This is a genomic window from Sorangium sp. So ce726 (assembly GCF_051521405.1).
GTDB lineage: Bacteria > Myxococcota_A > Polyangia > Polyangiales > Polyangiaceae > Sorangium.
Map to the genome: position 1 here is coordinate 1,056,040 of NZ_CP150349.1, position 12,142 is coordinate 1,068,181.

A 12,142-nucleotide genomic window follows, 5' to 3' on the forward strand; every position below is an offset into this window, starting at 1 on the left:
TGTGCGTCGGGCTCTACCAGCTCGTGAAGTAAGCCCACGCCTCGTTGCCGGCGGAGGCCTGGAAGCAGTATCCGCCGTTTCGCTTCGCGGGCAGGGTGATGTTGCCGCCATTGCACGTCACGGTCGTGCCGTTGACCGCGAACGTGCGGCCGCCCGCGAAGTTGCCGCAGTTGGCGCCGCTCAGGCTCGCCGTGGTCTCGAAGCAGCGCGCGCCGGAGCCGAGGTTGCCCGAGCTGTAGCTCGCGCTCGAGAACACGGTGGGTCCCGTGCACAGACTGCTGCACGGCGCCGTCCCGGTGCTGGGCTGGCAGACGCCGGCCACGCAGCTCAGGCTCGTGCAGTCCGCGCCGGTGACGCACGCTTTGCCGTTCGCGCAATCGGCCGTGCACGTGCCGCCGCAGTCGACGTCCGTCTCGGTGCCGTTCTTGACGCCGTCGGCGCAGGTCGGCGCGGTGCCGCCGTTGATCACGCTCACCCCGAGGCCCTGGAGCCACGTCGTCACCGGGTAGCGCGCCGCCGTGTCGAGCCGCGTGTGCCAGTTGGTCTGCGAGGGCGCCGGGCCGCTCCAGCCGGACGGGAACGTGTAATAGGCGTTGACGCCCACGAGCACGAGGTCGGTCGCGCTCTGGCGATACAGGGGGCCGCCCGAGTCGCCGGGGCACAGGCTGGCATAGGTGGTGCTGCTGGCATAACCCGGCGTGAGCACGTAGGCCGCGGCGACGTCGTTGATCGCGGTGCCAGAGACGTACGAGCCGGGGTGATCCAGGATCGAGGCAGGCGCCGCGCTGAGGTCCTGGAGCTTGAAGAGGCCGCCGCCCCCGCCGCCGGGGTTCTCGCAGCCATAGCCGGTCGCCACGACGGGATCACCCACCGCGACCGGCGCCCCGTCCACCACGGCCGCCGGGATCGTCGGCGAGAGCTCGTTGACGACGACCACCGCGAGGTCGGGCGCGTACCCCGGGTTCAGGACGTTGACCCCGCAATCGGCCGCTCCCCCTGCCAGCGCGGCGGCGCAGACCTCGAGCCACTTCGGATGGATATAGGTCTGCTGGATCGTCAGGTTGACGTACGGCGAGATCGGGGGCGTGTTGTCGGCGCTGACCGAGTAGGAGCCGCCCGGCCCGTAGCCCGCAGCCACGGTGGCGGCGTATTCGTCATCCACGCAATGTGCCGCGGTGAGGAAGTGACGCGGCCCGACCTTCGCCGCGGTGCACCCCGGGCCGAGGACCGTCGACGGATACTGCGATTCGAGCGCCGGTTGCCCCCCGATCAGCGCGTCGTCCGCCGCGCCGATCTCCTCGGAGGTCTCGTTGTAGCCCTCCACGCTGCAGGCGACCAAGCACAATGAGAGCAAAGCATATACAGGTGCGCGCACTGGTTGCTTCTCCTGTCGCCCCGCGTGTCTCGACGCCTCGCGCCCCCCGCGTCGTATCGGTGCGACGGAGAGTGTTTATGGCGACGGTTGGCACCCTTCCAACTCGAATGCATCATGGAGCTCATGCAAGACGTGCATGGCGCCGCCCGGCCGCCACGACCGCGCGCAGGAGCGAGGGGCCAGAGGCGAGCCGAAGGAGCGCAGCCCGCGGTTCGCCGCGCCGGTACGGCGCCCCGCCGCCTCCACGGCCGCGATCCCGGGTCGGCGGGGCGCGCCGCCTGCTCACGGCGGGGAATTCTGAACCGATTAAGTGCTCTGCTCGTGCGCCGGCCTTGCGCTGCACGGGACGCGGCTCGGCCTGAACCTCACGACCCTGCCGTTCGCCATCCGGTGGACGGCGCCGTCGCCGGACGAGCGCTCACCGCTTGCGATAGAGAGCCTCTCCAGGGGGCAGCAGCGCCGCCGGCCGATGCGCCGCTCCCCGTTCGCCTCGCTCGGGCGCGCGCGGCGTGACCACCGCGCTCCGCTGCGCCGCTCCCCGTTCGCCTCGCTCGGGCGCGCGCGCCGCGACCGCCGCGCTCCGCTGCGCCGCCCCGCGGCGCGCGGCGAGGGCCCGGGTCAGCCCCTCGGCCAGCGTCGCCGCGGTGTCGAGGCCGCCGAGGTCGACGCCGAGCTCGACCAGCGTCTGCGCCAGCGCGGGCGAGACGCCCACCAGCGTGCAGGACGCGCCGAGCAGCCGCGCTGCGGACGCCGCCCCGACGAGCTGCGCGGCGGCCCGGGCGTCGAGCGCCGGCACGCCGGTGATGTCGAGCAGCACCTGCGCCGCCTGCTGCGCGGCGATCGCCTCGAGCAGGCGCTCCAGGAGCATGCTGGCCCGCGCGTCGTCGATCATGCCCACGATGGGGAGGCAGAGCACGCCGTCCGCGACGCGGATCACCGGGACGCTCATCGCCTGGATCGCGTCCCGCTGCGCCGCGATCACCCGCACCGTCTCTTCGAGCTCCCGGTTCCGCGCCTCCAGCGACGCCTGGAGCGTCCGCTGCTCCTCGATCAGGGCCTCGTATTTGTGCTGGATCTCGGCCGCCTCCGGGACGGCGAACTGGAACAGCACGCCCTCGAAGCCGTCCCCGGCGTCGTGCACCGGCACGCCGAAGGAGCAGACCCACACCGCTCCGCCCTTCTTGCCCGTGAGCTCCTCGACAAGGTCGGTGTCGTAGCTGATCGGCGGGATCGCGACCTCCTCGCCGCGAAAGAACCGCTCGACGTGCGGCATGATCCCGTTCTCGACGAGCTGCGCGTCCTCCAGCATGTTGTAGTTCATTTGCAAGAAAACCTCGGCTGGGGCCCGCCAGAGCGCTTCCCAGCCGGCATTGACGGCGTGGGTCTTGCCGACGGGGTGGTGGATCGACACGCTGAGGCAGCGCGCCGTCATCAGCGCGCGCCATCTGCGTGCGTCCGCCCGCAGCGATTCCATCTCCTGCTCCATCGCCTCCAGGCGGCGGACCAGCTGAGCTCTCTCGTCGTCCCCCTCGTATCCCATATGCCCGAGTGTTCCCCGAGCGGCGCGGGGCTGTCCAGCGCCGCGCCGGGCGAACGGTCGAGCGGTCGAGCGGGCATAGGTGTTATCCGCTGGAGCGGATCGCCGAGGCGCACCGGTATGTCGACACGGGACGCAAGAGGGGGAGCGTCGCCATCACGGTGGCGTCCGAGGACCGAGCCTGACGGCGGCAACAAGGTCATCAGGATGGGATGGTCTGAAGCGGCGCGGGGGCGACCATGACGGCGGCGCCTTGCCGTCAAGCTCGAAATTCATGCCGCTTTCATCTAGACCTCTCCGGGTAGACGACACCATCCCCTGGACGGACTACCTCGCGGAGAACGAATGATGACGACCACCCGAGAGATCCTCGATTTCTACACGCGCCCCGCGGCGATGACGTCCGGCGGCGCGCACGCGCCCCGGTTCGACGAGCTGCCGGGCGACGTGGCCTCGCTCGTGCGCGTCGTGCAGGGCCTCTTGCTGCATGTGCACTGGGCACAGGCCTATGGCGTGGAGCTCTCGGACGAGCGCCGCGGCGAGTCCCACCTCCGCCCGACGGACCGGAGGCTGGATCGCCTTTTCGCCCACGACGATCGGCCGCTCTCCGCCGCCCGGCCGCTCGACACGCGCCTCGTCGGCTCCTGCCGTGACTTCACGGTGCTGCTGGTCGCCTTTCTGCGCGCCAAAGGGATCCCTGCCCGCGCCCGCTGCGGCTTCGGCGGCTACTTCCACGCCGGCGACCTCGTGGACCACTGGGTCTGTGAGTACTGGAACGCCGCCGAGGCGCGCTGGATCCTCGTCGACGCGCAGATTGACGACGTTCAACGGGCGGCGCTGAAGCCCGACTTCGATGTGCTCGACGTGCCGCGCCACCGCTTCGTGATCGCGGGCGACGCCTGGGCGCAGTGCCGCGCCGGGGAGGCCGATCCGTCGAAGTTCGGCATGTTCGACATGCGCGGGTTCTGGTTCATCAGCGGCAACGTCCTGCGCGATCTCGCGGCGCTCAACAACATGGAGATGCTGCCGTGGGACGCCTGGGGTGCGATGATTGGACCCGACGAGCCGCTGCGGGACGACCAGCTCGCGCTGTTCGATCGGCTCGCGGCGATCACCCGCTCGCCCGACGCGCGCTTCGCCGAGCTGCGCCAGCTCTACGAGGGCGACGAGCGCCTGCGGGTGCCGGCGGTCGTCTTCAACGCTGTGCTCAACCGTCAGGACAACGCTCTGACCTGACCTGCGTCGAGCCTCGCCGCCGGGCACCTCTCGTACGGGCGCGCCGCGCTCCGGCTACCCGTGGCGGCTTGGAAAGTCCCCCACAGCGGCCTCGCGCGCCCTGACCGCGCTCCGGAAGGCGGCGTAACTCCAGCTCAGATCGCTCACGCTGCATTCGTACCCGTTGTCGCGATCGAACTGCTCGCTCAGCTGGAGGCGATCAGAGTGGTAGATCACCGCCTCGAGCATCCTGTCGCCCGCGTCGATCAGCTTCGCGGCGATGTCTGGATCCGCGGGATCGCTCACGCCCACCTGCGCGAAGAACTTCTGCGTCGTGGCGTTCACGAGCACGGCGCCGGGGGAGCTCTTGATCTTCGCTGCGAGCATGAAGTAGAGCTCCGCGAAGTTGCACGTCGTGAGCGCCCACGGGTGACCGGCGTCCGGACCATGATCCGAGAGGTTGCCGTCGTACGTGTCCTCAGGGTACCGCCCGATCATCGGCCCCCTGCTCCGAGGCAGCGCCCGATCGGCGTCGTTGATGCGGTACCGCCGGTCGCTCTGGGCGAACGCCTCGCGCACCAGCGCAGCCGTCGAGAGCAGCACCGGGTCCGTACAGTTCGCGGATCCGTAGACGACCGACATGACGATATCCACGTTGAGCGTCGCTCCCCTGCCATCGACGGGCCTGCCGTTCGGCCCCGTGATGGACGCGTAGTACGGCTGCCCGTCGTACGTGCCCTGGTGCGTCGCCATCTGGCTGCCCAGCCACTCTGCGGCCGCCCACATGTCGTTGATGTACGGAGACAGCCCGTGCTCGTCGGCGCGGCTGATCAGCGAGAGGAACGCCTTTCGCTGCACGGAGCGGGCATAGAAGCTGAACCCGGCCGTCTCCTCCCAGAGGTTGTGCGTCTGCTCCTTGTAGGCCGAGAGGAGGTACCGGGTGTCCTTCTCGATGATGGACCTGGCCGTGGCGAGCGCCGGCAGCGAGAGCCGATCCTCGATGGCGAGGAGGGACAGGATGCGGTGCGCCGGGCCATCCGTCTGCGAGGTCCAGTTGTCGCGCACGGTGCCGTCGATATGGAAGCACGCCAGCGCGAACCTGCTCGCTCGCTCGGCGTTCTCCTGGCACAGCGCCGAGAACATCGTGTAATCCTCGCAGATGTTTCGAGCCATGAAGACCGGGTTGTCGAGCGCCTCCGGGATGCAAATGGCCGCGTCCCGGATCCAGTGGTGCACATAGTCCTGGTCGGTCTGGCCCCTGTCGTCCGGCAGGGACGGGGACGCGAGCACACACCCCTTGACGGACTGCATCGAGCCCTTGCTGAAGACCCACGTCCCCGTCGCGAAGTTCCGCAGGAGGAGCACTTGCATGTACTTGCTGATGGCGTCGAACGATACGGACGAGACGTCGACGCTCGTGCTCAGGTAACCGAATGAACTGGCCATGCGACCCCCTCTCGTGTGGTGAGTCCTTTTATAGCCGGGTGCCGATCCGTGCGCTAGGCGTACGGCGGTCGCGCGCCGCGTCACGCGGCCAGCGGAGCGTCACGGCGTTGTCGCCTGGTCTCCTCTGAACATCGCGCTCCGCGAGGAGGCCCCGGCCGCCCGCCGCGCGGTAGCGTGTTCGCGGGGTCGTCGTGGGCGACGCCGATCCCCGGATGTTCGCCGTTGCGAACAATCCACCCCGCCGTGCACAGTGGGCGCATGGTCGACCCGCTCTTCGACGATCTGCCCGCCCTGCTGTGCTTCGCGCGCGTCGTGGAGCGCCGCTCGTTCACCGCGGCCGCGGCGGAGCTCGGGGTGTCGAAGTCGATGGTGAGCACCCGGGTCGCGCGCCTGGAGGAGCGCCTCGGCGAGCGCCTGCTCGTGCGCACCACGCGCAAGCTCACCGTCACGGACGCCGGCATGAACCTCTATTCGCGCGGTGCGCGCGTGCTCGAGGAGGCCGCCGCCGCGGTGCGCGGCGCGTCCGACGCTGACCGGGGCCGCATCCGGCTCAACGCGCCGGTCAGCTTCGCGCAGATGTACCTGGCGGAGCCGCTCGCGCGGTTCCTCCGGGCGAGCCCGGGCGCGCACGTCGAGCTCATGCTGAACGACCGGCTCGTCGACCTGGTGGAGGAGCGCGTCGACCTGGCCATCCGGATCACGAAGCTCAAGGACTCGAGCCTGGTCGCGCGCCAGCTCGCCACGACGGCGCTGCACGTGGTCGGCGCGCCGGGCTACCTCGAGCGGCGGGGGCGGCCCGAGGAGCCGGGGGATCTCCTGCGCCACGACTGCCTGCGCTACCTCCACCTGCGCGTCGAGGACGAGTGGCGCTTCTACGGGGCCGGCGGGCGCATCTCCGTCCCCGTCTCCGGCCCGCTGACGGCGAGCAACGGGACGGCGCTCCGCGAGGCGGCCGTGTCCGGGATCGGCCTCGCGGTGCTGCCGCGCTTCATGGTCGACGAGGATCTCGCGGCCGGGCGCCTGGTCACGCTGCTCGACGCGTTCGCGCCCCGGCCCATGGGCATCTACGCGGTGCACGCGGCCGGCCGGCGCCCGCCCGCGCGGGTGCGGCGGCTCATCGAGCACCTGGCGGCCGCGTTCCGCGGGATCTCGTGGGCGTAGCGGCAGATCGTTCTCCCCGGAGAACAATTCGTTCCCGGGCGCGCTCTACCGTGGCGCGGCGCCGGGGCTTACTCCTCGGGTCATGGAGGCATCACCCATGAACCGTGTCGAAACGATCTTCTCCGTTCCCCGCTCGGCCGAGCTGGCCGCGCTGATGTTGCGCCTCGGGCTGGGCGCCGTGTTCCTGGCGCACGCGCTCGCCAAGCCGCTCGTGTACACGTTGCCGGGCACCGTCGCGTTCTTCGCGGCGAGCGGCTTCCCGGGCTGGACGGCGTATCCGGTGTTCCTCGCCGAGCTGCTCGGCGGCGCGGCGCTCCTCGCCGGGCTCAGGACGCGCCTGGTCTCGCTCTTGCTCCTGCCGGTGATGATCGGCGCGCTGCTCGTGCACCTGCCGAACGGCTGGATGTTCGCCGGCCAGGGGGGCGGCTGGGAGTACGTCGCCTTCCTGATGATCGCGCTCGGCGCGCAGGCCCTCCTCGGCGACGGCGCGTTCGCCATGAGCCGGCTTCAGCGCAGCTAGCGCCTGGTCGCGCGCGGTCGAGAAGGGCCGCGCGAGCTGCGCGGCGGCTCGCGCCGCGTCACGGCAAGTTGGCGTCCATCCAGGCGAGTCGGGCCCGCAGGAAGTCGCGCATGCCCTGCAGCTGCCCCTCCCACGTCGGCGCTGTGGGGCCGCCGAGGAAGCCCTCGCTCGACTCGATGACGCTCGACACCGGCCACTTGGCGAAGTCGCGGGCCACGGCCTGCGAGAGCGGCGCGCTCAGCCTGTTCATGCGCTGCTCGATCGCGGCCTCGGACAGGTGCGTCTGGCGAAGCGCCGTGTAGCGCGCCTTCACCTGCGCCATGAAGCTCGGATCTGCGGTGAGCATCTGATACCAGTTGTTGACGTTTCTCGTGCCGCTGAAGCGCCAGCCGGTCTCGTCCTCCGATTGCGGCGTCGCGCTCTGGGCGCCCACCCCGCCGAGCGCGAAGTTGTAGTCCCACAGCGGGCCGGCCTTGAGCTTCTGATCGCGATCCTTGAAGTAATAGGCGCTCCGCACGTAGGCGTCCACGTTGAGCGTCAGCTCGCTGATGATCAGGTAATCGATGAACGAGGTCACGTCGATGTACGACGAGTAATCGCCGATCGGCGTCTGATGGATGCTGTCGTGGAACTGCTGGATGTACTGCGTCAGCCAGGTCTTTTGCTCGTCGTTCAGGGGATCGGGATCCACGACCTCGAGATCGATCCAGCACGTGCCGCCCTCGTCGGGACGGGGGCCCCCGCCGCCGCCGAAGCCGAACGACGGGAGGGGATCCGAGCCGGTGCAGGTGAGCTGCGGCTGCTCGGCGGCCGCCTGGTCGAACTTGAAGATGTAGCCGCCGCTGATGTCCGGCAGTCCCCGGTCCGTCTCCTTGAGCTCCTTGAGATCGGTGCGGACCTTGTTGTTCTTGATGGTCTCCGAGATCCAGTAGATGCCCTGGTAATCCGCTTCGCCGATGACGCGCGCGTCGTAGTTCAGGTAGACCTCGGCGAACTCGACGCGCGGCACCTGGAGGCCCATGTCACGGCCGAGGGTGAAGGTGAACGGATTCCGGATCAACGTGCGGTCATAGTAGGGAGGGATCAGCGCCCAGTCCGAGTCGGCGGGCATGCCCAGCACCGGGTAGTCGAGGTCCTTGTCGTCGTTGCCCCACAGCTCGAGCTTGTACGGCGTTTGCGGGAAGTTCTGCGACGACTGACCGCGAACGTGATACCCGCCGCGCATCGCCATCGTGGGCAGCGAGGCGATCGACGCCACGCCGTTGACCGGCTCCCAGATCATCACCGCCGCGTCGAAGTAGACCTCCTTGTCGGTCGGCTTGCCCGTGCCGTAACCGTCCATGATCACGATGGGGATATTGGAGGTCGCGTCGAAGGTGCGCGCGATGTAGATGCCGGTGCTCACCGCGCCGCTCGCGGCGCCTCCCACGAACGCCTGCGCGCGGACCTGCGTCGTGACGGTGAGGGTCACGGGCTGGCCCGTGTACAACGTGGAGGACGCGGTCGGCAGCAGCCCGTCCAGCGTGTAGCGGATCTCGGCCCCCTCGATCGCCGTGGACATCCCCACCTGGATCTGATCCCTGAACGTCTGGCTAGGCGTGGAGAACGACACATCCCCGATCAGGGACGGGATCGGCGCCGCGGCGCCGTCGCCAGCCGGTGCCTGGCCGCAAGCAACGCTCAGAGAGATCAGGGCGAGCGAGATGGAACGGTGAAACCGGGCAAAGCGCCCTCGTTTAACCATGGTATGATTTTCCACTACGACCTCATTCAGAGTTCAAGGATTCTCCATTCTACTGACACACAGGGCAGCCGCGCTATCCGTTTCGGGCGCGGCGACTCGAGCGGCCTCGCGTATCGTGACGGGGAGCAGCTCACACCTTGTAAGACGGTGCGTGCGGGCTGGGACCGCCGGGTGAGGGCGGCGCAGCTGGGATTGGGCTTCTCCGGATCCGGGGCGAGGCGGCGGCTCTGGAACTGAGCGCAGCGCCCCGTCAGGGGGCCTGTCGGGCGCGCCGGCGCGGGGCCTTCGCGAGATCGCGGGCCTGCGCCGGCACGACGCAGGCCCTGCGACTCCGGTGCTGGCTCAGTGCGATGTCGTGTACTTGAACTCGAGGATCGCCCCCGGGTTGTCCAGGACCGTCGTGACGCCGCCGGTCGGTCCGCTCGTGTTCCCGGTGGTGTCCGTGATGATGTAGAAGGTCTTGCGATCCGGGCTCATCGCGAGATCGCGGTACCGGTTCGTGGTCTGGAAGAGGACGACGGGCTCGCCCTCCACGGTCTTCCCGTTCGGGCTCAGCTTCACCTGGTACACAGCGCCCTTCTTGAGGGAGGTCATCAGGAGAGAGTGCCCCCACCCGCGGATGCCGTGCCCGGCAGGGTAGTAGTGGAGCGAGGAGGGCGCGATCGTCGGCCAGCAGATGTACTGGCTGAACCCGCACGCCCAGTCGAAGAAGATGTAGTCGTTGGGGACGGTGTAGAAGGTGAGGAGCGGCTCCGTGAAGTCCGGATGGCTGAAGGCGCTCTCCAGCTGCCGCGGCACGGACTCAGGCGGAAACCAGTCGTTCCAGAAGAGCTCGTTGCACGGCGTCGGGCTCGAGGCCGACCAGTTGTCGTACGTGTACGCCTGGTCGTCCTGGTAGCCGGCGACGTACGGCCAGCCATAGTTCTTGCCGGCCTGGATGAGGTTCAGCTCGTCGTCGCTCTTCGGCCCGTGCTCGTTCGCGTAGAGCTTGCCGCCTCGGCCGAACGTGAGGCCCTGCGCGTTGCGATGGCCGTACGAGTAGATATGGCTGCGGACCCCGTCGATCTTCGGGTTGTCCTTCGGGATCGAGCCATCGACGTTCAAGCGCAGGATCTTGCCGACGTATTTCTGCCAGTCCTGCGCCGCAACCTCGGCCGCCGTGGGCAGCTCCTGCGCGCGGTTCGGGTTGCACATCCTGGCGAACTGGTTGTTCCCTTGATCTCCGATGGTGTAATAGAGCTTCCCATCGGGGCCGAACAGGAGCCGCGCGGAGTTGTGATCGTCGCTCCCCGGCAGGCCCGTGATGACGTCGACAGGGCTCCCGAGGGTCTCGGTCACCCGGTTGTACGTGTAGCGGCGGATCTTCGTCCTGCGGTCCACCGCTGGATCTGCTCCGACGTTGTAGGTGAAGGAGACGTAGACGTAGTCCTTCCCTTTGTGCTTGAGCAGATCCGGGTGCAGCGCCAGGGCCAGCAGCCCGTCCTGACCTCCCGACTGGAACGCTTCCGAGACGGTGATCGCGGTCTTCTGAAGGCCGTCCTCCGGCCTCACGCGCACGACCCGCTTCCCGGTGCGCTCCGTCAGCCACAGGTAGCCATCCGGCCCCCAGACGATCCGCATCGGAAACGAGAGATCCCGTACGATTTCGCGCGAGGTGAACGTCGGCTCCTCGCCGGAGCACACCTCATCGCCATCGCCGGGATCGTCGGTATCACCGGGATCCTCGGCCTCGTCGGCCTCCTCGCTGACGATGGCTTGAGCATGGGATTCGAGCGGCTCGTCCGGGGGACCCGCCTGGCCACATCCGGTGAGGCTCCACGAAGCCGTGGTAAGCAAACCAACTTGAGCCAGAACAACAGCCAGGTTGCGTGAGATAAAGGGCGACATAGGACTACCTCCCTGTCTCGTTCAAGGGACTTTCAAATGTCGGTGATGACCAGTTCCCACCGCGCCATGGCGTGGCGGACGCGCTGGGAAAATCTCGGCATACAACCGGGGATTGCGTGACATCCGGTAAGGCGTGCCCCGGTTAGGGTAAGGTCCTTACTATATCAAGCGCCAAGCACCCCAGCAGTGTCAAGATCAATCCGTGTGGAAGCGTGGATGACACAGCGCGCATCACGACGCGCCTGCGTCATGTCGAGACACTGCTGAAATTGATGGCTCCCGCGCTCTCGCGACTCGTGTGGGAGGTTTGAACACGAACGCCATCCGACCGCCCGAGGGGGGATCCTCTCCATGGCGAAGGAGGGCGGTCATGACACCTCGAGCGCGCGAGCACTCCGATGGATCGTGGTGAGGTGTCCTATGCGCCGCGCTCGAGAGGGCTGGCAACGTGGTGAGGCGCACACTCTCAGCGAGCTGCCTCGCCAGCGGCACGGACGTTGCGGTCGTCCATGGAGCGCCGCGCCGGGGAAGGGCAGCTCGACGGTCGACGTGCGTGGGTCGAGGTGCGCAGCGCGCCGTCAGTGACAGACGGGACGCGACTCGAGCTTGTACTCGTAGTTCCAGGAGCCGTAGGTGGTGCTGCAATCCCAGGAGCGATAGATGCTTCGGTTGCGCCGCTGGAAGCGCTCCAGGTAACACGCGTTGTAGTACGTGGTGCATGAAAAGCCCCAGCAGCACGTCGTGTCCCTGCGGCCACCGCAGCCGATATCTACCCAATTCTCGTATTGGGTGCCGATCAGCGCGGGTGTGCAGCTGGACAGCGAGGCGCTGTTGGCGAGCTCGCGGCCCTCGACGCCCAGATCGAGATCGGCCGCGCCGAGAGACGACATCTCGGCGAGCAGCGAAGCGTTATCGCCTTCCCCGGTGGGGACCGCTGTGTCTCCCTCGGCCTCGAGGCGCGACGCCGCGACCGTGTCACTCGGCTCCGTGGTCCAGGCGTCGGAGGCGTTGCCCTCATCGAGCGCGACGGAGCCGGAGGCGAGATCGTCGTCCTCCACCGGTGCGCCGCAGCCCGGCGCGGCAACGATGCAGGACCCCACGAAGACGAGCGCGCGAAGGCTAGTTCGGATGTTCATCGACCACTCCTCTTGATGGCTGGCTCTCATGAGACGGAGGCAGCTCGGTTATGTGATGCGGAATGCCCGCTGCCCTGGAGCGCGTGCTCCGGCGCAGCGAGCCTCCACGGGCGGAGCTCCT

General features: G+C 68.5%; 9 protein-coding genes. 3 read left to right on the plus strand and 6 right to left on the minus strand.

All coding sequences use genetic code 11. The features are described from left to right. Positions 1–13 precede the first annotated feature (13 nt). Positions 14–1,339 (minus strand): trypsin-like serine protease, encoded by a 1,326-nt coding sequence (locus tag WME79_RS03925; RefSeq protein ID WP_437532076.1) that lies wholly within the window; start codon positions 1,337–1,339, stop codon positions 14–16. Between the two features lie 454 nt (positions 1,340–1,793). Beyond that, a complete protein-coding gene (locus tag WME79_RS03930) occupies positions 1,794–2,915 on the minus strand; it encodes an STAS domain-containing protein (RefSeq protein ID WP_437532079.1) in 1,122 nt (373 codons plus the stop codon). A gap of 345 nt (positions 2,916–3,260) precedes the next feature. Between WME79_RS03930 and WME79_RS03935 the strand changes: the two genes are divergently transcribed. Beyond that, entirely contained in the window at positions 3,261–4,148 is an 888-nt protein-coding gene (locus WME79_RS03935; RefSeq protein ID WP_437539755.1) for a transglutaminase domain-containing protein, read from the plus strand. Between the two features lie 54 nt (positions 4,149–4,202). On the opposite strand, the gene WME79_RS03940 is transcribed toward WME79_RS03935, so the two are convergent. Continuing rightward, positions 4,203–5,573 carry a glycoside hydrolase family 15 protein gene (locus WME79_RS03940; protein ID WP_437532081.1) on the minus strand — a complete coding sequence of 457 codons (1,371 nt, stop codon included), beginning with the start codon at positions 5,571–5,573 and terminating at the stop codon, positions 4,203–4,205. A gap of 243 nt (positions 5,574–5,816) precedes the next feature. On the opposite strand from WME79_RS03940, the gene WME79_RS03945 reads away from it, so the two are divergent. Together WME79_RS03945 and WME79_RS03950 are read left to right on the plus strand one after the other, a co-directional pair. Next, the gene (locus WME79_RS03945; protein ID WP_437532084.1) at positions 5,817–6,734 is read left to right on the plus strand and encodes a LysR family transcriptional regulator; all 918 of its coding nucleotides are present in this window, start codon (positions 5,817–5,819) and stop codon (positions 6,732–6,734) included. 97 nt (positions 6,735–6,831) lie between these two features. Next, the gene (locus WME79_RS03950; RefSeq protein ID WP_437532087.1) at positions 6,832–7,254 is read left to right on the plus strand and encodes a DoxX family protein; all 423 of its coding nucleotides are present in this window, start codon (positions 6,832–6,834) and stop codon (positions 7,252–7,254) included. A gap of 58 nt (positions 7,255–7,312) precedes the next feature. Here WME79_RS03950 and WME79_RS03955 read toward each other — a convergent pair whose 3' ends face one another. From WME79_RS03955 to WME79_RS03965, 3 genes are all read right to left on the minus strand, one after another. Continuing rightward, the gene (locus WME79_RS03955; RefSeq protein ID WP_437532090.1) at positions 7,313–8,998 is read right to left on the minus strand and encodes a CotH kinase family protein; all 1,686 of its coding nucleotides are present in this window, start codon (positions 8,996–8,998) and stop codon (positions 7,313–7,315) included. Between the two features lie 342 nt (positions 8,999–9,340). Beyond that, entirely contained in the window at positions 9,341–10,834 is a 1,494-nt protein-coding gene (locus tag WME79_RS03960) for a glucose/sorbosone family PQQ-dependent dehydrogenase (RefSeq protein ID WP_437532093.1), read from the minus strand. A 629-nt stretch (positions 10,835–11,463) separates the two neighbouring features. Further along, complete coding sequence (locus WME79_RS03965; RefSeq protein WP_437532094.1) at positions 11,464–12,021, minus strand: hypothetical protein; 558 nt, start codon at positions 12,019–12,021, stop codon at positions 11,464–11,466. Positions 12,022–12,142 lie beyond the last annotated feature (121 nt).

Bases quoted from the DNA above. Each gene is read 5' to 3' on its own strand.
- WME79_RS03935 (WP_437539755.1), top strand. From the start codon at position 3,261: ATGACGACCACCCGAGAGATCCTCGATTTCTACACGCGCCCCGCGGCG.
- WME79_RS03930 (WP_437532079.1), bottom strand. From the start codon at position 2,915: ATGGGATACGAGGGGGACGACGAGAGAGCTCAGCTGGTCCGCCGCCTG.
- WME79_RS03950 (WP_437532087.1), top strand. From the start codon at position 6,832: ATGAACCGTGTCGAAACGATCTTCTCCGTTCCCCGCTCGGCCGAGCTG.
- WME79_RS03955 (WP_437532090.1), bottom strand. From the start codon at position 8,998: ATGGTTAAACGAGGGCGCTTTGCCCGGTTTCACCGTTCCATCTCGCTC.
- WME79_RS03965 (WP_437532094.1), bottom strand. From the start codon at position 12,021: ATGAACATCCGAACTAGCCTTCGCGCGCTCGTCTTCGTGGGGTCCTGC.
- WME79_RS03940 (WP_437532081.1), bottom strand. From the start codon at position 5,573: ATGGCCAGTTCATTCGGTTACCTGAGCACGAGCGTCGACGTCTCGTCC.